Genomic DNA, 23,051 nt, shown 5'->3' with positions numbered 1-23,051 from the left:
CGGCGTGGACGTCGATGTGCGCGCGGGCCTCGAACGCGGGGAGGTTCTCGGGTTTCTGGACCTCGACTACGGCGCGATCCTCCTCGAAGACCGTGCGGTTGAAGTCGTATACGGCCTGGACGGGCCGTTCGGGTAGTTGCTGAGGGTGCTCCAGTAGTCGACGGAGAAGCCGTATGGGTGGTGGACCGGCGTGCAGTCGGACACCACCACGTTGTCCGGGTCACCGAAGGAACCGAGGTGGACGAAGCCGAAGTGGGCGACGTCCAGGACGGGGGCCGCCTCGGAGTCCGGGCGTAGGCACGTCCACACCAGGCCGTAGCGCTCCACCGCCGGGTAGCCGCGCAGGTTGATGCGGGAGGCGATGTTGGACGCGGGGTGCGCGGGTAGGTGCGGCAGGGCGCAAGAGGCGGTCAGGCATGGGGAGTTGAGGGAGTGAAGCCGGGCGCGGGCCGATGCGACGGCATGCGCGCGCGGTGCGCCGGTCAGGCGCGGGCGGCCTCACGGAGCCCTGACATGCCAGGGGCGAGACATCCGCGTACGGGAGTCGTGGCGCCACCCCCTCGGGTGTCCGGATACCTGCGTTCTCGGCGGAGACGGTGACGCATCGCCGTATCGCGGCCGTTCCGCGGCCGTTACGGATGGGTATCCGGGTGCTGTGGACGATCGTGAACGCCGGGGCCGTGTCAAAAGCAACACCGCCGTTCAGGCTTGGAAACGCGGGCGAAACGAGATCAACAAAAAGTTTGACCCGCTGTTCTGGTAGACGGACCCCACACCGAGTGCCGCCGCGTCCCCCCGCCCCCTTCGCCCCGCTCCGGAGGCTCCTCTTGTCGCAGACCCCCGATCCCACCTTGCCCGAAACCGTGGCCCCCGCCCGGCACCCGGTCGACGAGGTCCTGCCACCCGCCCGGCTGGGACTCCTGGGCCTCCAGCATGTGCTGGTGATGTACACCGGCTGCGTCACCGTCCCGCTCGTCTTCGGAGCGGCGGCCAAGCTCGACACGTCCACCGTCGGTCTGCTCATCAACGCCGACCTGCTGGTCGCCGGTCTGGTGACACTCCTTCAGGCACTGGGCATCGGCAAGGTGTTGGGCGTCCGCCTGCCGGTCGTCGCGGGCGCGACCTTCACCGCCGTCACCCCGATGATCCTCATCGCGGGCGAGTACGGCATGCAGGCGGTCTACGGCTCGATGATCGCCGCCGGTGTCTTCGGACTGCTGGTCGCGGTGCCGTTCGCACGGGCGGTGCGGTTCTTCCCGCCGTTGGTGAGCGGCTCGGTCATCACCGTCATCGGGCTGTCCCTGATCGGGGTGGCGGCCGGACTGATCGCCGGCCAGGATGCCACCGCCAAGGACTACGCGGCCCCCAGCCACCTCGCGCTCGCCGGCGGCATCGTGCTGCTCATCGTCCTGGTCAACCGCTTCACGAGCGGCTTCGTCGCCCAACTCGGCGTCCTGCTCGGCCTGGTGGTCGGCACGCTGATCGCCGTCCCCATGGGTCTGACGGACTTCTCCTCCGCGAAGGGCGCCGACTGGTTCGGTCTCGCCTCCCCCTTCCACTTCGGCGCCCCGCACTTCCCCGTGGCCGCCGTGATCTCCATGTGCGTGGTCATGCTGGTGACGTTCACCGAGTCGACCGCCGACATGCTCGCCGTCGGTGAGATGACCGGACGCCCGCTCAGCAAGAACGACTTGGCACGCGGCCTGGCCGTCGACGGCGTCTCGGGCATCCTCGGCGGCATCATGAACGGCTTCCTCGACACCGTCTTCGCCCAGAACGTCGGCCTGGTCGGCATGACCAAGGTCCGCAGCCGCTACGTCGCCGCCGTCGCCGGAGGCATCCTCGTCGTCCTCGCCCTCATCCCCAAGCTCGGCGAGATCGTCGCGTCCCTGCCGGGACCGGTGATCGGCGCGGCCGGACTGGTCATGTTCGCCACCGTCACCGCGGTCGGCATCAACACCCTGCGCAAGGTGGAGTTCGACGGCACCGACAACCTGCTCATCGTCGCCGTGTCGATCGGTGTCGGCATGTTGCCGGTCGCGGCCCCGACGATCTACCACGCCTTCCCTACCTGGGTCCAGATCATCGGCGGCAGCGCCATCACCAGCGCGACCGTCGCCGCGTTCCTGCTCAACCTGCTGTTCAACCACACGCCCGGGAGGAAGAGGACAGCATCGGGGGCGGAACCGGTGGGTGCGGCCGTGCCCGAGTCCGAGCCCGCGAACTGAGAAGCTGAGCCCCACCCGCCTTCCGCAGGTCGAGGCGGTGCCCGGGACTTTGAGGTCATGCGCACGGCCCGGCGTTGTGGTGGTGGTCGCCGGAGGACCGGGTGCTGGGCCGGCGGGGTGTCGGCGTGGAGGATCTCGCCGGGTTCGCGGGGCGACCGCGCAACGCGGTACCGATCCGGTGGTGCTCACGATCGGACCGGTCTCCCGGGTCCGGCCGGGGGCCGTCATGCTCCTGGTCCCGGCGGCGGGCGTCCGCCTGGCCCGCCGGCCTTGCTGGGCCAGGCGAGGTCCCTCGGCAGAGCGTGCGAGGGGGAGGCGGCCCCCTGCTTCCTGCGATCAGCCAGTCGTTCAGGACGGCGACGTGCGGAGAGTCGGGTCGGTCGGCGACGGCGACGACCGGCCGGTGCGGGACGTGCCCGCGGGCGGCTACTTGGCTTCGACCCGTCCGACCGGGTCGGGGCTGGTCGCCAGGGCCTCGCATGCGGCCTGCCAGGAGGTGTCACCGGGGTGGAGCCGGCTACGGAGGTAGGCCGCGGTGAGCCGGCCGACGGCGGTGACGCGCTCGGGGCTCTCGTCCGTGGTCTCGGCGACGTCGTATCCGGGTATCCCGCCGAGCGCGTGACCCGCGCCGAACAGGGTGAGCAGGGACTTGGGGCTGGGTCCGAGGGTGTAGGGGTCGGCGTGCCAGTCCGGCCCCAAGTCCGTGAAGTGCCGGGAGTCGTCCTCGTCACCGGCAACGACCAGCGCGGGCGTGGTCATCGTGGAGAAGTCGATGGTCCCGAAGACCGGCAGCGCGTCGGCCATGGGTCCGTTGAGGACGTCGCCCCTGCCGGGCGCGGCCAGGAGGACGCCTGCCTTGATCCTGGGCTCGCCGAGGCTCACTTCCTCCCCGGTCTCGGGGTCGGTGACCCGGGCGCCGAGCAGGAGACCGGAGGTGAACCCGCCGAAGGAGTGTCCGGCGACGGCGACCTTGGTGTGGTCGATCCGCCCCGCGAGCAGTGGCACGGCCTTCTCGATCACGTCGAGCCGGTCGAGGATGTGGCTCATGTCCTCGGCGCGCGAGCGCCAGAAGAAGGGGGCGCCAGGGGCGTCGGCGACCAGATGGCTCAACGTCCTGGAGGTGAGGTGGGTGGGCTGGATGACGACGAATCCGTGTGCCGCCCAGAAGTTGACGAGCGGCGCGTAGCCGTTCAGCGAGGAGAGGTTGTTCGAGGGGCCCTGGCCGTGGGAGAGCAGGATGACGGCTAGGCCGGTTCCGGTCTCGGGCGCGGTGACGCGGAGTTGGAGGTCCACGGGACGTCCGGGTACGGGCAGCACCACCGGGCTGTAGGAGAGGACCGGGCGGGCGGAGCCCAAGGGTTCGACAGTGGAGGTGGATGTGTACATGACGTGTTGGCTGTCCTTCTGTGGATCCTGCCGCCGGTCTCGGCCGGCCGGCGACTGACGAGACGGTCGGGCGCCCCGCTTCGACCAACCTGAAGCGGAACATCGCTCCGTTTAGTATCCGGAACGTCGCTCCGTTTCGTCAAGCGGAGTGGGAAGAACGCGTGATGACCACCGAGAGCCCCAACGGGAAGGCGTCGACCCGAAGCAAGCGGGCTGACGCGCAGCGCAACCAGCGGAGCGGGCCGTGCTCACCGCCGCCGCCGAGGTGTTCGTCATCTCCGGCGTCGACACGCCGATCCGCCGGATCGCGGCCAGGGCGGGCGTAGGGACGGCCACGATCTACCGCTACTTCCCGACCCGGGCGGATCTCGTCACCGCCGTCCACCACCACCGGATCGAGGAATGCGCCGAGGCGGGCCCCAGTCCGCCGGCCGGTGCCGACTCCCCGTTCGAGGCACTGCGCCAGTGGGCCGACCTCTTCGACCCGCGCTATTCGCCCCGCCGCTTGATCGGCCTGCTCCTCGAAGGGCTGCGGTCCGTGTCCGAACCGCGATCCTGAACGATTTGCCCGTGCTCCAGGACAGCGAGAGGGCTGCCGGGCAGTGCTTCCGAGACGTTGGCATGCCGGAGAGCGCTGAGGATGCGCCGCTCCGCTCGATGAACTCGCCCGCTGTCACGACGCCGGGCCGGCCCGGGGTGTGGCCAACGGGTCCGACGCCCCGGTCGCCTCCCTGATCGCCGGCCGGAGCGACGGCGACCTCCACGTCGACGAGCGCTGTTCGGGTGCACCGAGACCTGAAGGTCGCCGAGGTGACATTCACCCGCGAGGACGGGTGCGGGACGTGATCCACGACTTCAACGCCAACGGGTTCGCACTAGTCGGCCCGCTCGGCGCCAGTACCTGTTCGAGCGCGATACTGTCCACGAACTCGACGCCGATGCCCGCGAGTTCGGACAGCGCGGAGTCCGTCACGCGCGACACCGCGTCCCGTACGAGCGCGACGTGGAAGTCCCGCTCCGATGCCTGGACGATGCTCGCCCGAGGACAGTTGGGCAGGTTGCACCCGGCGAACAGCAGCGTGTCGACGCCGAGTTCACGCAGCAGCCCGTCCAGGCAGGTGCCGTAGAACGCGCCCCAACGCGGCTTGAACACCGCGAAGTCGTACGGCCCCAGGCGCTGCGGTCGGCCGGACGCTGGACGTCGATCGTGACGAGGGCCGAGGTCGCGAAGTGCGGTGCGGTGCAGGGGTCTTGGGGACCGGGATCGGCCGTGGTCATGGTGCGGGGTCCCTTACGTGGGTGCAGTGAATTCCGGTGGGCGTGAGTGCCGAGGGCGTCGGGTCGGCGTAGCGCGGTGTCTCGAAGGGGTGGCCGCTACGCGAACCCGCCGTTGCTCATGAGGAGTTGGCCGTTGATCCACTGGCCCTCCGGTGAGCAGAGGAAGTCGACCAGGTGCGCTGTGTCCTGCGGGGTGCCGAGGCGGTTGAGCGGTGTCCGGCGGAGTACCCGCGCTCGTCCCTCGTCGGTCATCCAACCGGTGTCCACCGGCCCGGGGTTGATGACATTGGCGGTGACGCCGAGGTGGGCGAACTCGTGGGCGGCGGCCAGGGTGATGCGGTCGAGGGCGCCCTTGCTCGCGCCGTACGGGAGGTTGTCGACGGTGTGGTCGCTGGTGAGGGCGACGATCCGGCCGCTGCCCGGCGGGGCGGCGAACCGGCGGCCGTACTCGCGGATCAGCAGCCAGCCGGCGCGCGCGTTGACCGCGAAGTGCCGGTCGAAGCTCTCGACGGTCGTGTCGAGCAGGCCGGAGTCGACCGACTCGCAGTGGCACATCACCAGGGCGGTGACGCTGCCCAGGCCGCGTTCGACCTCGTCGAAGACACGGGCGGGAGTGTCCGGGTCGGCGAGGTCCGCTTCGATCGCCAGGGTGGCGGCGCCGTGTTCCGTGAGGGCGTCGGTGATCGCGCCGGTCGCGCCGGGCTCGGGGCCCCAGTCCATGCGTGCGTCATAGGGCGTCCAGTACGTGAAGGCGATGTCCCAGCCGGAGGCCGCCAGTCGGCGGGCGACACCCGCACCGATACCGACGGTCCGTCCTGCTCCGGTGATCAGGGCGAGGGGGCGGGCAGGTGGGCGGGCGGTCCTCGTCGTCATGGTCCCGGATCGTTCATGACGGGAGTCGGATCGGCAACCGCCTTTCCGCGGGGCGTCATGACGGAGCGAGTCGCACAGCCGTGCACACTGGAATTTCACAGCACGCGCGGTCCGGAGCATCGGACACCCCGCATGCCCACTGTTACGATTCAGTGAAGCTCGCCGCTCGGTCGGACGCCCCCGTACAGGCTTGTCCAAGATCTTCCACAGGAGGCTGCCATGGCGCGCAGGACCGGCCGCGTGACGGCCACCGATGTCGCCAAGGAGGCGGGGGTCTCGCAGACCACGGTCAGCTATGTGCTGAACGACGTGTCGCACCAGAAGATCTCCGACCAGACCCGGCGCAAGGTGCTCGACGCGGTGGCGAAGCTGGGCTACGAACCCTCGGCCGCCGCACGCGCCCTGCGCCTGGGCCGCAGCGATCTGGTGCTGCTGTTCCTGCCGGACGTTCCCGTCGGCGGCACGCTGACAGCCCTGGTCGAGCTGCTCGGCGACGAGCTGGAGCGGCACGGCCTGAACCTCGTCACCCGACGGGAGCGGCACGCCCCGCTCAAGTCGCTGTGGCGTGAACTCATGCCGGCGGCGGTGATGACGACGTTCGACGTGGGCGCGGAGGACGTGGCCAGTATGCGGGCGGCCGGCATCCACGTGGTCATCACCGGCATGGGCCCCTCCGTCGGCCCCGGTGTCCTGATCGTGCCGCAGAGCCAGATCGGCGCGATGCAGGTCGAGCGGCTGGCGGCGACGGGACACACGCGCATCGGGTACGCCGCTCCCGGGGAGCCCCGGCTCCGGGACTTCCTGACCCTGCGGCTCGAAGGCGTCCGAGCGGCCTGCGCCGAGCACGGTCTGGAACCGCCCGTCGTGCTGGAGGTGCCCCTCGACATCTCGGCCGCCGCCGCGGCGGCCGAGCAGTGGCACTCGGCCGTCCCCGCCGTCACGGGAGTGTGCGCCTACAACGACGAGACGGCCTTCGCGCTCCTGGCCGGCATGCGCCGGGTGGGGCTGGCCGCCCCCGGCGACCTGGCCGTGATCGGTGTCGACAACGACAAGTTGGCGCCTTTCGCGGTACCGCCGCTGACCACGATCGACAACAACCTCGATGTAGCCGTGGGCCGCGCGGCCCGGATGATCGTCAACGGCGTGACCGGCCAGTCCCAGCCGCCGTCGCCCCAGGTGAACCCGCTGACACTGATCGTGCGCGAGTCGGCCTGACGCCCGGCCGCTCGACGGGGACCTCTTCGGGCCGATTGCGCGGAAGGGTGTCTTCCGCGCGTCTTGGTGCCGTGCGTCCGGATTGCCGCCTCCCAAAAAGCTGATGCACGCCTCTTGTGGTCCACCAAGGGCGGGGCTACGTTACGCATACGTTTCACTTGTACGTATCAGTGGCTGATTTCGGACCCACCGAAAACGGTGGATGCGAAGCCCCTTCCGCCAGGAACGGCTGACCGCCAAGAACGGTCCAGGCCGCGTCAGGACCTGGTTTCCCACTCCCTCCGAGGCCCTTGAGGGCGGCTCGCTGTCCGAAGCCGCCCGGTCATCCACTTATCAGCGGAGTACCCATGCGAAGAATCGCGCTGACCGCCGTATCGGCTGTCCTGATGTTGTCCGCAGCCGCGTGCGGCTCGGGATCGGGTTCCGGTTCGGGCAGGGCGGCCACCGGCGGCACCCTCACCCTGGCCCCCCTGGTCGCGGCCCAGCCGTGGGACCTGGCCGAGGCCGGTCTCGGCAACAACACGCAGTACTACCAGCCCGTATACGACTCGCTGCTCCGGCTCTCCCCGACGGCCGACGTCAAGCCCAACCTGGCGACCAAGTGGTCGTACAACGCGGCCCGCACGGTACTCACGCTGACCCTGCGCACCGGCGTCACGTTCACCGACGGCACCGCCCTGGACGCCGCGGCGGTCAAGACCAACCTGCTGCACACCGAGAAGGGCACCAGCGAGGCGGCGGGCCAGCTCAAGGGCATCAGCGGCGTCGACGTCGTCAACGCCACCACGGTCGCGATCAAACTCTCCGCCCCCGACCCGTCGTTGGTGCCGAACCTCGGCAACGTGGCCGGAATGATCGCCAGCCCCAAGGCCATCGCCGCGGGGACGATCAAGACCACCCCGGTGGGCTCCGGCCCGTACACCCTGGACAAGTCCGCGACCACGGACGGCAGTACGTACACCTTCGTCCGCAACCAGGGCTACTGGAACAAGGCCGCCTTCCCCTTCGACAAGATCGTCCTCAAGCCGCTGACCGACCCGACCGCCGTGCTGAACGCGCTGCGCTCGGGGCAGGTCAACGGCGCGCTGCTGGCCAGCGCCAAGAACGTCGCGCCGGCCAGGAGCAGCGGACTGAACGTCACCAAGTACACCTCCGGTGACGTGGAGGGCGTGTACATCTGGGACCGCGAAGGAAAGATCGTCAAGGCGCTCGGCGACGTCCGCGTCCGCCAGGCCCTGAACTACGCCTTCGACCGCTCCACGATCGTCAAGACGGCCAAGCAGGGACTGGGCAGGGCGACGACCCAGATCTTCAACCCGGCCGGCTCGGCCTTCGACAACTCGCTGAACTCCACGTACTCCTACGACCCGGCGAAGGCGAAGCAGTTGCTGGCCGAGGCCGGTTATCCGCACGGCTTCTCGGTCACCGTCCCCGACGTGTCGTCGGTCTTCCCGGACCAACAGGCCGCCATGGTCCAGCAGTTGGAGGACATCGGGATCAAGGTCAAGGTCGACAAGATCCCGGTCACCCAGTTCATCAGCGCCCTGCTTGCGGGCAAGTACCCGCTGTCGTACATGACGTTGGCCTCCTTCCGCCCCTGGGACACCATCCAGATCGAGGTGGCCAAGAGCGCGCTGTGGAACCCGCTGCACAGCTCGGACCCCAAGGTCACCGACCTCATCACCAAGGCGCAGTCCGCGACCGGCGCCGCCCAGGACGCGCTCTTCAAGCAGCTCAACACCTACCTCGTCGACCAGGCGTGGAACGCGCCCTGGGACTCCGTGGAGAACACCTACGCGACGACCAAGGGCGTCACGTTCACCCCGCAGACGTTCGCCGCCGTGCCCCCGATCTACAACTTCAAGCCCACTGGCTGACCGGACGGCGGGCCGGGCGGGACGACATCCCGTTCCGCCCGGCCGCCGATCAACACCGGTCAGGGAAAGGCAAGGTGGAGAGACTAATGATCGTTTTCTTGGTCCGGCGCATCGCCGCCGGGCTGGTCCTGGTCCTGGTGATCGCGACCACGACCTTCGCGCTGATGGGCCTCACCGGTTCCGACCCGGTGCGCCAGATCGTCGGACAGACCGCGAGCCAGCAGCAGGTGTCGGCCAAGTCCGCCGAACTCGGGCTCGACCAGCCCTTCGTGGTCCGCTACGGCCACTGGCTCGCGGACGCGGTGCACGGCAACCTCGGCAGCTCGTGGTTCAGCGGTGAGTCCGTGACGAGCTCACTGGGGAACAAACTGCCGGTCACCCTGTCCATCGTGCTGGCGGCGCTGTTGGTGTCGGCGGTACTGAGCACGGTCCTGGGAGTGGCCGCCGCGGTTCGCCGGGGTGCCCTGGACCAAGTGGTGCAACTGCTCGCGGTGTTGGGGTTCGCCGTACCCAGCTTCCTGGTCGCCCTGGTGTTCGCCGTCGTGATCGGAGTCGACCTGGGCTGGCTGCCCGCTACCGGTTACGTGCCGCTGGCCGACTCGGCGGGCGGCTGGCTCAGGTCGATCACCCTCCCCGCGCTGTCGCTCTCCGTCGGAGCGATCGCCGCCACCGCCCAGCAGGTGCGCGGCTCCATGGTCGACGTCCTGCGCGCGGACTACGTACGCACCCTCCGCAGCCGTGGCATCAGCGAGCGGAGCCTGCTGTTCCGGCACGCCCTGCGCAACGCTGCCCCGGCCGCGCTGACCGTGCTGGCCCTGCAGTTCATCGGCCTGGTCGGCGGCGCGGTGGTCGTCGAGAAGGTCTTCGGCCTCAACGGGATCGGCAGCCAGGCGACCGGCGCCGGGTCCCAGGGCGACACCCCGGTGGTCATGGGCGTCGTCGTGGTCATGGTCGCCCTCGTCGTGGTGGTCAACATCCTCATGGACCTCGCGTACGGCTGGCTCAACCCGAAGGTGCGTGTGGGATGAAACTTCCCCAGTCCGAAGAGACGACGGGTGCGGTCGCCACGGCCGTCGCCGCGCAGGGGCGGGCGGGACTCCTGCGCCGGCTGCTGCGCAGCCCGGTGGCCGTGACCTGTCTGGTCCTCCTCGCGCTCATCTCCCTGGCCAGCCTGTGCGCACCGCTGCTGACCAGCCAGGACCCGGCCCACTCCGCACTGACCGCCAGCCTCGCCCCGATGAGCGGCGCACACCCCCTGGGCGGTGACGGCGTCGGCCGTGACGTCCTGGCCCGGCTGCTCTACGGCGGCCGTACCAGCCTGCTGGGCGCTCTGCTCGCGGTGACCGTCGCCCTGCTGATCGGTGTTCCCGCCGGTCTGGTGGCCGGCTACTACCGCAAGTGGTTCGACGCCGTGAGCAGTTGGCTGTCCAACCTGCTGATGGCCGTACCGGCGATCATCGTGCTGCTCGTCGTGATGTCCGCGGTGGGGCAGAACACGTACATCGCCATGGCGGTCTTCGGCCTGCTGATGTCGCCGGGCGTCTTCCGGCTGATCCGCGCGTCGGTGATCTCCGTACGCGAGGAGCTGTACGTGGACGCGGCACAGGTGTCCGGTCTGACGGACCCCCGGATCATCCGCCGGCACATCCTGCCCGTCGTGCAGGCGCCGACCATCATCCAGGCCGCCCAGATGCTCGGCCTCGGCATCGTCATCCAGTCCGGGCTGGAGTTCCTCGGCCTGGGCTCGGCGACCCAGGCGAGCTGGGGCTCCATGCTCAACGACGCCTTCGCGAACATCTACACCAAGCCGCTCCTGATGGTCTGGCCCGGAGTGGCGCTCGCGGTGACCGTCGCCGCGTTCGGCCTGCTGGGCAACGCCGTGCGGGACGCGCTGGACGGAAGCGGGGGCGGCGGACGCGCGGCCCGCAAGCCGGTCGCGCGGAACAAGGCGCAGCGCGTCACGTCCGCGACGGCGGAGACGAGGGACACCGACGACGCCCTGCTCGTCCTCGAGGGCCTGACGGTCTCCTATCCGACGGCCCAGGGCGAGAAGACCGTCGTCGACGGAGTCTCCCTGACGGTCAGCCGGGGCGAAGTCCTCGGACTCGTCGGGGAGTCGGGCTCGGGCAAGAGCCAAACCGCCTTCGCGGTCCTCGGGTTGCTGCCTCGTGAGGCCCAAGTCACCACCACCCGGCTGCTGTTCGACGGCACGGAACTGGGACGCCTCGGCCGCGCCGAGATGAACCGCTACCGCGGCCACCGGATCGCCTACGTCCCGCAGGAACCCATGTCCAACCTCGACCCCTCCTTCCGCATCGGCGCCCAACTGGTCGAACCGGTACGGCGACACCTCGGCCTGTCGGCGGCCGAGGCGAGGACGAAGACGCTCGGCCTGCTGGAACGGGTCGGCATCACCGACCCCGAACGGGTCTTCCGCTCCTACCCGCACCAGATCTCCGGCGGTATGGCGCAGCGCGTCCTCATCGCCGGCGCGGTGTCCTGCGAACCGGACCTGCTGATCGCCGACGAGCCGACCACGGCCCTCGACGTGACCGTGCAGGCCGAGGTGCTCGACCTGATGCGGTCCCTCCAGCGCGAGCGGAACATGGGCATGATCCTCGTGACCCACGACTTCGGCGTCGTCGCCGACATCTGCGACCGCGTGACGGTGATGCAGACCGGCACCGTCGTGGAGTCCGCGCCCGTGGGGCAGTTGTTCGCCGATCCGCGGCATCCGTACACCCGCATGCTCCTGTCGTCCACGTTGGAGGACGCCGAGCCGCGCTCCGCGCTGGGCCGCACTGTGCCGGTGAGCACCGCCGGCCTCACGAACACCGGACGTCAGGAGGGTCCGGCATGACCGGGACCATGAACGGGACACCGCACAAGGAACTCCCGGCGGAACCCCTGCTGGTCGCCGACGACCTGGTCGTGGAGTACCCCTCGAAAGGCTGGCGCAAGCCGCCGTTCCGGGTGCTGAAGGGCGTGTCGATCAGCATCGGCGCGGGCGAGACACTCGGTCTCGTCGGCGAGTCGGGGTCGGGCAAGACCACCCTGGGCCGAGCCGTCCTCGGACTGGCCCCTGTCACCTCCGGCACCGTCCGCTACGACGGCAGGGTCATCTCGGGCATGGCCGCGAAGGAACGCCGGGCGCTCAGCAGTGACATCCAGGTGGTGTTCCAGGACCCGTACACCTCCCTCAACCCGGCGATGACGGTGAACGACATCCTCAGCGAACCGCTGAGGGTCGCGGGAACCTCCCGGACGGAGGCCGAGAAGCGGGTGCGGGACCTGCTCGACCAGGTCCGGCTGCCCGCCGACGCGGGGGAGCGGCTGCCGCGCGAGTTCTCCGGCGGCCAGCGCCAACGCATCGCCATCGCGAGGGCGTTGTCCCGGGACCCGAGGGTCATCGTCTGCGACGAACCGGTCAGCGCACTGGACCTGTCGACCCAGGCCCGGGTACTGGACCTGTTCGTCGAGATCCAGGAACGCACCGGCGTCGCCTATCTCTTCGTCACGCACGACCTGTCCGTGGTCCGGCACATCAGCCACCGGGTGGCGGTCATGCGCGGCGGCGAGATCATCGAGACCGGGGACGCGGCGACCGTCACCACCACACCCCAACACCCCTACACCCAGCGGCTGTTGCTCGCCGCACCGGTGCCGGACCCGCAACGGCAGGCGGAGCGCAGATACGAGCGGCGACGGCTGGCGGCGGCCCTCGTGTCCGACACCGCCCCGGACGTTTCCAGCAACGCCTCGATGTCGGGAGACCGCGCATGACCCTGCCCAACCCCACCGTCCCCGGCTTCCACCCGGACCCCAGCATCACCCGCGTCGGCGACGACTACTACCTCGCCTGCTCCAGCTTCGAATACCTCCCCGGCATACCGCTGTTCCACAGCCGCGACCTGGTGCACTGGCAGCAGATCGGCAACGTGGTGACCCGGCCCGGGCAGTTGGCGGTGGAGAAGGTCCCCACGCTCGGCGGTGCCTGGGCGCCCACCATCCGGTTCCACGACGGCCGCTTCTGGCTGGTCGTCACCGACGCGATGGGGCGCGGCAGTCTCGTCTTCACCGCCGACCGGGCCGAAGGTCCCTGGTCCGACGGCATCGTCATGGAGGGCGTGTCCGGCATCGACCCGGACCTCGCCTGGGACAGCGACGGCACCTGCTTCGTCACCTACTCGGGTCTCCAGCTCGACGGCGACCAAGCAGGCCGGCATCTGGGCATCCAGCAGGTCCGCATGGACCTGGAATCCGGCCAAGCCCTCGAAGAACCACGGTCGTTGTGGTCGGGCACGGGCCTGATGTTCCCCGAGGCGCCGCACCTCTACGAGATCGACGGCACCTGGTACCTCCTGATCGCCGAGGGCGGCACCGAGCGCGGACACTCCGTGAGCATCGCCCGCGGCACCCGCCCGGACGGCCCCTTCGAGAGCTGCCCGGCCAACCCCGTGCTCAGCGCCCGCAGCACCGACCGCCCGGTCCAGAACACCGGCCACGCCGACCTGGTACGCACCCCCGACGGAGACTGGGCGCTGTTCCTGCTGGGCATGCGACCCGGCGGCCTGACACGAGCCTTCTCTCCCATGGGCCGCGAGACATTCAGCACCACACTGGAATGGATCGACGGCTGGCCGGTGGTGCAACCGGTCCAACTGACCCCGCCCACCGCACCGGTTGAACACCACGACGACTTCACCGGCGCCCAACTCGGCCCGGAATGGCTCTCGATACGGACCCCCGCATCCGACTGGTCCTCGCTCACCGAACGACCGGGCCACCTCGTCGTACACGCCGACGGCTCCACCATGGACGACCCGCGCCCACGCTTCGTCGGCCGCCGCCAGCAGCACCGGTCGGCCGTCTTCACGGTCCGCGTGGACAGCACCGACGGAGTCGGCGGACTGAGCCTGCGGATCGACGAACGCCACCACTACGACATCGAGGTCGGCGCCGGCGTCGCCCGTGCCCGCGCCCGGGTGGGCGGGCTCTGCCAGACCTGGGAACAGCCGATTCCCACAGGCCCGGTGACCGTACGGATCGAGACCGAGCCGGTCAGCGGCATGGGCCTCGACGCCCTCGGCCCGGACCTGGTCCACCTGTCCGTCGACTCCGGTACCGGACCGGTCGAAGTCGTGGCCCTCGACGGCCGCTACGTCTCCGCCGAGACCGCCGCGTCCTTCACGGGCCGAGTCGTCGGCATGTACGCCGCCGAAGGCGCCGTCGCCTTCGAGCGGTTCACCTACCGAGGCGAGGACTAGCCCCCTCCGGACACAGGACCTTCGCCTCACCACCGACAGAAAGTCACCAGCACCGCATGGGCACTTCCACCCCGCGCATGCTCTTCGGAGCCGCCTACTACACCGAGTACCAGCCCTACGAGCGGCTCGCACAGGACCTCGATCTGATGGCCGAGGCCGGGTTCGGCGTCATCCGGGTCGGCGAGTCGGTCTGGTCCACCTGGGAACCCCGCGAGGGCCACTACGAACTCGACTGGCTGCAACCCGTCCTCGACGCCGCCCACGGCCGAGGCATCAAGGCGATCATCGGCACCCCGACCTACGCCGTCCCGCCATGGCTGCGCCGCAAGTACCCGGAGACGGCGGCCCGTTCACGCACCGGAGAGCCGATCCCGTACGGCATGCGGCAGGACGCGGACTATTCGCACCCCGCGTTCCGGCATCTCGCCGAGCGCCTGGTCCGCAGGATCGTCGGGCGCTACGCCGACCACCCGGCGGTCATCGGCTGGCAGGTCGACAACGAGCCCGGCCTACGGCTCTTCCACAACGACTCGGTGTTCCAGGGCTTCCTCGACCACCTCCGCGAACGCTACGGCGACGTCGAGACCCTCAACCGCCGCTGGGGGCTGACCTATTGGTCCCACCGCCTGCACGACTGGGCGGACCTGTGGACCCCCGACGGCAACTCCACCCCGTCGTACGACCTCGCCTGGCGCCGCTACCAGTCGCGGCTGACGCAGGAATACATCACCTGGCACGCCGAGTTGGTCCGTGGCCTCGTACCGGAGCACCACTTCGTCACCACCTGCGTCGCCCTGGGCCAACAGGGCCTGGACATCTCGGCCATCGGCAAACCCCTCGACATCGCCGGGGCGAACATCTACTACGCCACCCAGGACGGGCTGGCCCTGCCGGGTCCCGACGAGCCGGAGGGCGGCCTGTATCCGTTCTTCGTCGCCTGGTCCGGCCCCGCCTGGCTCTCCCTCCAGAACGACATGGCGCGCGGCATCCGCCAGGAACCCTTCCTCGTCATGGAGACCAACGCCACCTCCATCGGCGGCTCCGCCGACAACTTCCCCCTCTACCGGGGCCAGGCCCGCCAGGCCGTGTGGAGCATGGTCGCGCGCGGCGCCGCGATGATCGAGTACTGGCACTGGCACTCCCTGCACTACGGCGCCGAGACCTACTGGGGCGGCATCCTCGGCCACAGCCTGGAGCCCGGCCGCACCTACGAGGAACTCTCGGCGATCGCCGAGGAGTTGAAGCAGGCCGGCGGCACGATCGAGGGCCTGCGCCCCCGCAGCGACGTGGCGATGCTGCTGTCCGCCGACAGCCGCTGGGCCATGGAGTTCATGGGACCGCTGCGGGGCAACACCCCTGCCTGGTTCGGAGATCCGCAGTCCTACGACCGGATCGTCGCCGCCTTCTACCGGGGGCTGTTCGACGCCGGACTCTCCGTCGACATCGTTTCCCCGGAGCAACTACCCTCCAGTCCACAGGAGTTGGTGAACCGCTGGCCGGTACTCGTCGTCCCCGCGCTGTACATCGCGGACGACACGACCCTCGATCTGCTGCGCCGCTACGCCGAGGCCGGTGGCCATCTCGTCCTCACTCCCCGCACCGGTTACGCCGACGAGGAGGCAGTCGCCCGGCACACGGTCATGCCCGGAGTGCTGCGCACCGCGACAGGCGCGCGCTACCAGGAGTTCACCAATGTGCTGACCCCGGTCACGGTCACCCAGGGAGACGGGACGTCGAACGGCCCCGCCCTGCACGGGCACGCCACGGCATGGGCCGACGGACTGATCCCGGAGGGCGCCACTGTGCTCGCCGGTTACGAGCATCCGCACCTGGGCCAGTTCGCCGCCGTCACCACCCACGAACACGGCGCGGGCCGCGTGACGTACGTAGGCACCGTCCCGGACCGTGAACTCTCGCACAGCCTCGCGGACTGGCTCGCCGCGGTCTCGCTTTCCCCCGACGCCTGGCGCGCGGACCGGCCGGTGTCCGTCACCTGCACATCGGCCGCCACCGCCGACGGCGCCGTCCTGCGCTTCGTCCACAACTGGGCCTGGGATCCGGTCGATTACCGCCTGCCGGGAGACGTCCGCGACCTGTTCACCGGCGCGCCTCTCGCCGCCGGAAGCGCCCTCGCGCTCGGCCCCTGGGACGTCCGGGTCCTCATCGAGAGCACGGGCGACGCCCCCGCCGACCACACTTCACCGAGGAGGACGCCGTGACCCGGCAGCCCACCACCGACGCCCCGTCCGCGACCGACGAAGCCGAACTCGCCAGGCGCCTCGGCGCGCTCACCCTGGAGCAGAAGGTGCGGCTGCTCACCGGCGCGGACTTCTGGTCCCTCCATCCCGAACCCGCCGTAGGACTGCGCCGGTTGGTCCTCTCGGACGGACCCGCCGGAGTCCGCGGCGAACTGTGGGACGAGCGCAGCCCCTCCGCCAACGTGCCCTCACCCACCGCGCTGGCCGCCACCTGGGACGAGCCGCTGATCGAGAAGCTGGGCGGCCTGCTCGCCCACGAGGCGCGCGGCAAGGGCGTGGACGTCCTCCTCGCCCCCACCGTCAATCTGCACCGAACCCCTTACGGCGGACGGCACTTCGAGTGCTTCAGCGAGGACCCGCTGCTCACCGCCCGCATCGGCGTCGCCTATGTCCGGGGTGTCCAGGGCGGCGGAGTCGCGGCCACCGTGAAGCACTTCGTCGGCAACGACTCCGAGACCCAGCGCATGACGCTCGACGCGCGGATAGGTGAACGCGCCCTGCGGGAGCTGTACTTGACGCCCTTCGAGCGGATCGTCGGCGAGGGCCGGGTCTGGGCTGTCATGGCCGCCTACAACGGGGTCAACGGGCACCCGATGACCGAGAGCCCCCTGCTGCGCGAAGTCCTGCACGACGACTGGGACTTCGACGGACTGGTGATGTCGGACTGGTTCGCCGCCCGCACCACCGAACCGTCCGCACGCGCCGCGCTCGACCTGGTGATGCCCGGCCCGATCGGCCCATGGGGCGACGCGCTGGTCGCCGCCGTACGCAAGGGCAAGGTCGACGAGTCGGTCGTGGACGACAAGGTGCTGCGGCTGCTGCGCCTCGCCGCCCGGGTCGGCGCGCTGAGCGATGTGCCCACCACCCTCCGGCCGCCGCGGTACGACGCCGCGTCGCTGGCGGCCCGGCTGCGCGAGACCGCCGCCGCCGGCTTCGTCCTGGCCCGCAACGAGGACGCCGTACTGCCCCTGAACCGCGCCGAGTTGACCCGGATCGCCGTCCTGGGACCCAACGCCGCCGCGGCCCGGACCCTCGGCGGTGGCAGCGCCACCGTCTTCCCGCCCTACACCGTCTCCCCGCTCGACGGCCTCCGCGCCGCTCTGGGCGACGACGTCGAGGTCACCCACGGAATCGGCGTCACGCCGCAGAGCCGCACACCCGTAGCGGCACTGTCCTACCTCCGTCACCCCGACGGCTCGGGCGAGGGCGTGGAAGTGAACTTCCTGTCCGAGGACGGGGAACTGCTCGGCTCCGAGCGCCGCGCCGGAGCCGCCTACACCTGGATGGGGTCCTACGGCCCCGGAGTGCCCACCGGCCAGGTCGCCCGGGTGGAGGTGCGCACCGTGATCCGCGCGACCGACGCCGGCCGGTACGCGATCGGCGGCTCGGGCATCGGACGCTTCCGGCTGTCCGTCGCGGGGACGGAGGTGTTCGACGTACGGCTTCAACTCCCGCCGGGCGCCGACCTGGTGGAGGGTCTGATGACTCCGCCGCAGCGGCTGCACACCGTCGATCTGGCGGCGGGCGAGGAGACGGAGGTCGTCCTCACCCACGACATCGTCTCGTCGGACGAGGCGCTCGGCGACGCGGTCACGATGTTCCAGCTCAACCTCCAGCCCCCGCACGGCAGCGACGACGAGGAGATCGAGCGGGCCGTGGCACTCGCCCGCGCGGCCGAGGTCGCCTTGGTCGTGGTCGGCACCACCGAGGAGGTCGAGAGCGAGGGCTTCGACCGCACCGGCCTCGCCCTGCCCGGCCGGCAGGACGAACTCGTCCGCCGGGTCGCCGAGGCCAACCCCCGGACCGTCGTGGTGGTCAACTCCGGTGCCCCCGTGCTGCTTCCGTGGGCGGAGGACGTGGCGGCGGTACTGCTCGCCTGGTTCCCAGGGCAGGAGTTCGGCAACGCGCTCGCCGACGTCCTGCTCGGCGTGACAGAGCCCGGCGGACGGCTGCCGACGGTCTGGCCCGCGACCGAGCGGGGACTGCCCGCCACCGAACCGGTCGACGGCGTCCTCACCTACGACGAGGACCTGTTCATCGGCTACCGGGGCGACGGCCGTACCGGATGGCAGCCGCCCCGCTACGGCTTCGGCCACGGACTCGGCTACACCACCTGGGACTACGTCTCGATCGACGCCCCCGGCGAGGTGGCATCCGGCGCCGACCGCACCGTAGACGTGCGGATACGGAACAGCGGCACACGGCACGGCAAGGAGGTCGTACAGGTCTACGCCGGTCTGCCGGGCGGTGTCGTGGAGCGTCCGGTCCGCTGGCTCGCCGGGTTCGCCGTGGTCGAGGCGGCGGCCGGTGAGGAGGTCGTCGCGACGGTGACCGTGGACGCGCGGGCGTTCGAGCACTGGGACACCGAGGCGGGCGGCTGGGCCGTCGAGCCGGGGACGTTCAGGCTGGAGGCCGGGCCGTCGTCGACGACCCTGCCGCTCACGGCCGAGATCGCCGTGGGCCGGTCATGAGCGGTACGCCACCGGTGGTCGCCCCCTGGCGGCAGACCGAGATCACCCTGACCGGGGCACGCGACTACGCCAACCCCTACACGGACGTCGACGTCTGGGCCGAGTTCACCCACGAGTCCGGGACCGTGCTGCGCCGCCCCGCCTTCTGGGACGGCGGCCGGGTCTGGAGGGTCCGGTTCGCGTCCCCGGAGACGGACGGCAACTGGGCGTGGCGCAGCGGCAGTTCCGTCGCGGACGAAGGCCTGTCCGGGCAGAGCGGAGCGCTCGTCGTGCGCCCCGCCGAGGACGACGGCAATGCCTTCCACCGGCACGGCTTCTGGCGGATGTCGCCCGGCGGACGCAGCCTGGTGCACGCCGACGGGACGCCCGTGCTGCTGGTCGGCGACACCGTCTGGGCCCTGCCCTGGCGGGCCACCGAGGAGCAGGTCAGGGAGTACGCCGCCGACCGGCGGGCCAAGGGCTTCAACGCGGCCCTGCTGATGAGCGTCCAGCCCGACATGGACGCGCGCGGCCCGCGCGACCGCACCGCCGACGAGGGGTTCGACGTCGGCTTCGAGAACCTGCCCACCGGCCACGTCACCGTGCTGAACCCGGCCTACTTCCAGTACCTGGACCGGCTGACCGGCATCCTCCGCGACCACGGGATCGTCCCCGTACTCCAGCCGCTCTTCCACGGGTTCGGCTGGAAGGGCCTGCGGGTGGCGGGTCCGGTGGTCCCGCCGCAGGAGTACGCGCGCTACTGCCGCTATCTGGTGGCCCGTTACGGTGCCGCCCCCGCCGTCTACCTGGTCGGCGCCGACGGAGAGGGCCACGAACCGCAGATCGCGGCGGGCGGCGCGGAGGTCGGCCGCTGGGACGACTACGGCCAGCCCTGCGGCGTCCACTACCGCCCGCACTCCGACAACAGCGCCCACCAGAGCGAGAGTTGGCTGCACTTCCAGTGGTGCCAGACCGGCCACATGGGCGGCCACGTCCAGGAACGGGTCGCGGACATGTGGCGCAACAGCCCCGCCAAGGCGGTCGCCAACGCCGAGCCGACGTACGAGAACACCGGCCGCCCCGGCCGCGCGGCCGGCTGGTGGCAGGGACACGAGGCCTGGAGCAACCTCTGCGCCGGCGGCACGATGGGCGTCGTGTACGGCGCGGCGAGCCTGTGGCAGTGGCGACTGCACGCCGCCGAGCCCGGCCACGAGGAGTTCTTCCTGGCCAAGGACGCGGGCTGGCGGGAGGCTCTGGACTTCGAAGGCTCACGCCACGTGGGGCTGATCTCCCGGATCCTCCACGGCCTTCCGCTGACGGACATGAGACCCGACTGGCGCTCCGCCCTGGCACCCCGGGGCCTGTCCGTCCCCGGCATGCTGTACCTCTGCTACGCGGAGGAGGGCGGCCCACTGTTCATCACCGACCCGGAGAACGTCCCGCTCCCTTACCGGGTGATCGACCCGCGTACCGGCGAGACCGTCCGTGAGGGCGTCCGCGCCACCGCCGGGGAGCCCGTGCCCGACGAGGGCGGCGCTCCCAGGGTGTACATCTGCCACGACCCGAGCCGGAGTTGACGCCCGTGCATCTCACACCACCCACCTTCGAGCATCACCGCGAGCCCCTGGGCATCGGCGAGTCCGCCCCTCGCCTGAGCTGGCGCACCATCACCGACGCCACCAACTGGCGCCAGTCCGCCAACCAGTTGGAGATCACCACCGCCGACGGCACGGTCGTCACCGACATCGGACGCGTGGAATCCGCCGAGTCCGTCCTCGTCCCCTGGCCGGGCCCGCGCCTCGGCTCCCGGGAACGCGTCGGCGTACGCGTACGCGTCTGGGGCGAGGGCGAGAACGACCCCTCACCCTGGTCGGACATCGCGTACGCCGAGACCGGACTCCTGGCGCCGACCGACTGGACGGCCCGCCCCGTCACCCCGGACCACGCCCCCACCGACGAACCCCTACCCGTAGCGCTGCTCCGCCGTGACGTCCCCCTCACCGGCCCCGTCGCCTCGGCCCGGCTGTACATCACCGCCTACGGCGTCTACACGGCCGAGATCAACGGCGAGCCCGTCGGCGACCACGTCCTCGCCCCCGGCTGGACCTCCTACCAACACCGCCTGCGCTACCAGACCTTCGACGTCACCTCCCTGCTGCGGCCCGGCGAGAACACCATCGGAGCCCTGCTCGGCGAAGGCTGGTACACCGGACGTCTCGGCTTCCACGGCGGCAGACGCGACATCTACGGTGAACACCGCGCGCTCCTGGCCCAGTTGGAGATCGCGTACGCCGACGGCACGACGCAGACGGTGGTGACCGACGAACACTGGCGTACGACGACGGCCCCGGTACTGCGTTCGGAGATCTACGACGGCGAGGCCTACGACGCGAGGCGGGAGCGGCCGGGCTGGTCCACGCCGGGACACGACACGGTCGGCTGGACACCGGTCCGCGAACTCCCGCCGCCGCGCGCGGAGTTGGTGGCACCGACGGGCCCACCCGTTCGCCGCGCCCAGACCGTCGCTCCCGTCGCGGTCATCACGACGCCGTCCGGTAGGACCGTCCTGGACTTCGGCCAGAACCTGGTCGGCCGACTGCGCGTCCGCGTCTCGGGCGCCGCCGGCCACGAGGTCACCCTGCGCCACGCGGAGGTGCTGGAGGACGGTGAACTGGCCACCCGCCCACTGCGGTTCGCCGCCGCCACGGACACCTACGTCCTGCGCGGCGAAGGCGTGGAGGTGTACGAACCGCACTTCACCTTCCACGGCTTCCGGTACGCCGAGATCGGGAACTGGCCCGGACCACTCGACCCCGCCGACATCGAAGCGGTCGTGCTGCACACGGACATGGCCCGCACCGGCTGGTTCGAGTGCTCCGACCCCCTCGTGAACCGCCTGCACGAGAACGTCGTACAGGGCATGCGCGGCAACTTCCTCGACGTCCCCACGGACTGCCCCCAGCGCGACGAACGCATGGGCTGGACCGGCGACATCCAGGTCTTCGCGCCCACCGCGTCCTTCCTCCACGACTGCTCCGGCATGCTGACCGGCTGGCTGCGCGACCTGGCCGCGGAGCAGCTGGCACGCCCGGACGGAGTGCCGCCCCTCGTCGTCCCGGACGTACTGCCGGCCGCGTTCCAGGAGGTGGGTGCCCAGGCGGTGTGGACCGATGTCGCGGTGCTCCTGCCCTGGACCCTGTACCAGCGGTTCGGAGACCTCGAGGTGCTGCGCGCCCAGTACCCGAGCATGCGGGCCTGGGGCGAGGCCACGATCCGACTCACCGCCGAGGGCGACGGGTTGTGGCGGCAGGACTTCCAACTCGGGGACTGGCTCGACCCGCAGGCCCCGCCGGACCGTCCGGGGGAGGCGCGGACGGACGGCGACCTGGTCGCCAACGCGTATGTCATCCGCTCCGCGGAGGTCCTGGCCGAGGTCGCCGAACTCCTGGACGACAAGGGGGAAGCCGCCCGTTTCCGCGCACACGCCCAGGCGGTGCGCGAGCGGTTCGCCGACCATTTCGTCACCCCGGACGGCCGACTGTCCTCGGACAGCCAGACCGCCTACGCCCTGGCCATCGCCTTCTCGCTCCTGCCGACGGAACGCCAACGCCGGGGCGCCGCCGAACGGTTGGCACACATCGTGCGCCAGGCATCCTTCCGTATCGCCACCGGTTTCACGGGCACGCCGCTGATCTGTGACGCCCTGTGCGCGGCGGGCGAACCCCAACTCGCCTACCGCATGCTCCTGGAGAAGTCCTGCCCGTCCTGGCTGTACCCCGTGACCATGGGCGCCACCACCGTCTGGGAACGCTGGGACTCCATGCTGCCCGACGGGACCGTCAACCCCGGCGAGATGACCTCCTTCAACCACTACGCCCTGGGCGCCGTCGCCGACTGGCTGCACCGCACGGTCGCGGGTCTCGCCGCCGCCGAACCCGGCTGGCGCAGGCTGTGTATCGCCCCGGTCCCGGGCGGCGACCTGGCATGGGCGAAGGCGACCCACGACACCCCGTACGGCAGGGCCGAGGCGGGCTGGCGCATCGAGGGTGTGAAGGGCGACGTCCTCGTCGTCGAGGCCTCGGTACCCCCGAACACCTGGGCCGAGATCCAACTGCCGGACGACAGCGCCCCGTTCGAGGTCGGCTCGGGACACCATACGTTCCGGCGTCCCTACGCCTGCCCGGCCTGGCCGCCGACGCCGATCCGGTACCCATGAACC

At 70.7% G+C, this 23,051-nt stretch carries 16 protein-coding genes; 13 read left to right on the top strand and 3 right to left on the bottom strand.

The genetic code is table 11. The features are described 5' to 3' along the window. The first annotated feature begins 4 nt into the window (after positions 1-4). Both ACIQBL_RS31390 and ACIQBL_RS31385 read left to right on the top strand, forming a co-directional pair. Entirely contained in the window at positions 5-136 is a 132-nt protein-coding gene (locus ACIQBL_RS31390) for a hypothetical protein (RefSeq protein ID WP_401947412.1), read from the top strand. 715 nt (positions 137-851) lie between these two features. Next, positions 852-2,228 (top strand): nucleobase:cation symporter-2 family protein, encoded by a 1,377-nt coding sequence (locus ACIQBL_RS31385; protein WP_401947410.1) that lies wholly within the window; start codon positions 852-854, stop codon positions 2,226-2,228. 426 nt (positions 2,229-2,654) lie between these two features. Here ACIQBL_RS31385 and ACIQBL_RS31380 read toward each other — a convergent pair whose 3' ends face one another. Next, the gene (locus ACIQBL_RS31380; RefSeq protein WP_401947407.1) at positions 2,655-3,614 is read right to left on the bottom strand and encodes an alpha/beta hydrolase family protein; all 960 of its coding nucleotides are present in this window, start codon (positions 3,612-3,614) and stop codon (positions 2,655-2,657) included. A gap of 244 nt (positions 3,615-3,858) precedes the next feature. On the opposite strand from ACIQBL_RS31380, the gene ACIQBL_RS31375 reads away from it, so the two are divergent. Then, positions 3,859-4,173: a TetR/AcrR family transcriptional regulator gene (locus ACIQBL_RS31375; RefSeq protein WP_401947404.1), complete on the top strand. Its 315-nt coding sequence runs from the start codon at positions 3,859-3,861 to the stop codon at positions 4,171-4,173. A gap of 258 nt (positions 4,174-4,431) precedes the next feature. On the opposite strand, the gene ACIQBL_RS31370 is transcribed toward ACIQBL_RS31375, so the two are convergent. Both ACIQBL_RS31370 and ACIQBL_RS31365 read right to left on the bottom strand, forming a co-directional pair. Beyond that, positions 4,432-4,767, bottom strand: coding sequence for a cysteine hydrolase family protein (locus tag ACIQBL_RS31370; RefSeq protein ID WP_401947402.1), 336 nt, complete (start codon positions 4,765-4,767; stop codon positions 4,432-4,434). Between the two features lie 221 nt (positions 4,768-4,988). Continuing rightward, the gene (locus tag ACIQBL_RS31365; RefSeq protein WP_401947400.1) at positions 4,989-5,765 is read right to left on the bottom strand and encodes an SDR family oxidoreductase; all 777 of its coding nucleotides are present in this window, start codon (positions 5,763-5,765) and stop codon (positions 4,989-4,991) included. A gap of 219 nt (positions 5,766-5,984) precedes the next feature. On the opposite strand from ACIQBL_RS31365, the gene ACIQBL_RS31360 reads away from it, so the two are divergent. The 10 genes from ACIQBL_RS31360 (at position 5,985) to ACIQBL_RS31315 (ending at position 23,048) form a co-directional block, all read left to right on the top strand. Beyond that, complete coding sequence (locus ACIQBL_RS31360) at positions 5,985-6,980, top strand: LacI family DNA-binding transcriptional regulator (RefSeq protein WP_401947398.1); 996 nt, start codon at positions 5,985-5,987, stop codon at positions 6,978-6,980. Between the two features lie 347 nt (positions 6,981-7,327). Beyond that, the gene (locus ACIQBL_RS31355) at positions 7,328-8,857 is read left to right on the top strand and encodes an ABC transporter substrate-binding protein (RefSeq protein WP_401947396.1); all 1,530 of its coding nucleotides are present in this window, start codon (positions 7,328-7,330) and stop codon (positions 8,855-8,857) included. Positions 8,858-8,943: 86 nt separating this feature from the next. Continuing rightward, positions 8,944-9,885 (top strand): ABC transporter permease, encoded by a 942-nt coding sequence (locus ACIQBL_RS31350; RefSeq protein ID WP_401947394.1) that lies wholly within the window; start codon positions 8,944-8,946, stop codon positions 9,883-9,885. Further along, complete coding sequence (locus ACIQBL_RS31345; RefSeq protein ID WP_401947392.1) at positions 9,882-11,717, top strand: dipeptide/oligopeptide/nickel ABC transporter permease/ATP-binding protein; 1,836 nt, start codon at positions 9,882-9,884, stop codon at positions 11,715-11,717. Before ACIQBL_RS31350 ends, ACIQBL_RS31345 begins: the two co-directional genes overlap by 4 nt. Beyond that, complete coding sequence (locus ACIQBL_RS31340) at positions 11,714-12,640, top strand: ATP-binding cassette domain-containing protein (protein ID WP_401947389.1); 927 nt, start codon at positions 11,714-11,716, stop codon at positions 12,638-12,640. Before ACIQBL_RS31345 ends, ACIQBL_RS31340 begins: the two co-directional genes overlap by 4 nt. Further along, complete coding sequence (locus ACIQBL_RS31335) at positions 12,637-14,124, top strand: glycoside hydrolase family 43 protein (RefSeq protein WP_401947386.1); 1,488 nt, start codon at positions 12,637-12,639, stop codon at positions 14,122-14,124. The genes ACIQBL_RS31340 and ACIQBL_RS31335 overlap by 4 nt, the downstream gene beginning before the upstream one ends. A gap of 56 nt (positions 14,125-14,180) precedes the next feature. Next, positions 14,181-16,343: a beta-galactosidase gene (locus ACIQBL_RS31330; RefSeq protein ID WP_401947384.1), complete on the top strand. Its 2,163-nt coding sequence runs from the start codon at positions 14,181-14,183 to the stop codon at positions 16,341-16,343. Then, complete coding sequence (locus ACIQBL_RS31325) at positions 16,340-18,853, top strand: beta-glucosidase (RefSeq protein WP_401947382.1); 2,514 nt, start codon at positions 16,340-16,342, stop codon at positions 18,851-18,853. The genes ACIQBL_RS31330 and ACIQBL_RS31325 overlap by 4 nt, the downstream gene beginning before the upstream one ends. Next, a complete protein-coding gene (locus tag ACIQBL_RS31320; RefSeq protein WP_401947379.1) occupies positions 18,850-20,409 on the top strand; it encodes a DUF4038 domain-containing protein in 1,560 nt (519 codons plus the stop codon). Before ACIQBL_RS31325 ends, ACIQBL_RS31320 begins: the two co-directional genes overlap by 4 nt. 5 nt (positions 20,410-20,414) lie before the next feature. Continuing rightward, positions 20,415-23,048 (top strand): family 78 glycoside hydrolase catalytic domain, encoded by a 2,634-nt coding sequence (locus ACIQBL_RS31315; protein WP_401947377.1) that lies wholly within the window; start codon positions 20,415-20,417, stop codon positions 23,046-23,048. Positions 23,049-23,051 lie beyond the last annotated feature (3 nt).

Origin of the sequence: Streptomyces sp. NPDC088350, assembly GCF_044753545.1 — a bacterium.
Taxonomy (GTDB): Bacteria; Actinomycetota; Actinomycetes; order Streptomycetales; family Streptomycetaceae; genus Streptomyces.
This window is presented reverse-complemented; position numbering and strand designations above follow the sequence as displayed.

Bases quoted from the DNA above. Each gene is read 5' to 3' on its own strand.
- ACIQBL_RS31345 (WP_401947392.1), top strand. From the start codon at position 9,882: ATGAAACTTCCCCAGTCCGAAGAGACGACGGGTGCGGTCGCCACGGCC.
- ACIQBL_RS31380 (WP_401947407.1), bottom strand. From the start codon at position 3,614: ATGTACACATCCACCTCCACTGTCGAACCCTTGGGCTCCGCCCGCCCG.
- ACIQBL_RS31355 (WP_401947396.1), top strand. From the start codon at position 7,328: ATGCGAAGAATCGCGCTGACCGCCGTATCGGCTGTCCTGATGTTGTCC.
- ACIQBL_RS31330 (WP_401947384.1), top strand. From the start codon at position 14,181: ATGGGCACTTCCACCCCGCGCATGCTCTTCGGAGCCGCCTACTACACC.
- ACIQBL_RS31360 (WP_401947398.1), top strand. From the start codon at position 5,985: ATGGCGCGCAGGACCGGCCGCGTGACGGCCACCGATGTCGCCAAGGAG.
- ACIQBL_RS31320 (WP_401947379.1), top strand. From the start codon at position 18,850: ATGAGCGGTACGCCACCGGTGGTCGCCCCCTGGCGGCAGACCGAGATC.
- ACIQBL_RS31350 (WP_401947394.1), top strand. From the start codon at position 8,944: ATGATCGTTTTCTTGGTCCGGCGCATCGCCGCCGGGCTGGTCCTGGTC.
- ACIQBL_RS31365 (WP_401947400.1), bottom strand. From the start codon at position 5,765: ATGACGACGAGGACCGCCCGCCCACCTGCCCGCCCCCTCGCCCTGATC.
- ACIQBL_RS31335 (WP_401947386.1), top strand. From the start codon at position 12,637: ATGACCCTGCCCAACCCCACCGTCCCCGGCTTCCACCCGGACCCCAGC.
- ACIQBL_RS31340 (WP_401947389.1), top strand. From the start codon at position 11,714: ATGACCGGGACCATGAACGGGACACCGCACAAGGAACTCCCGGCGGAA.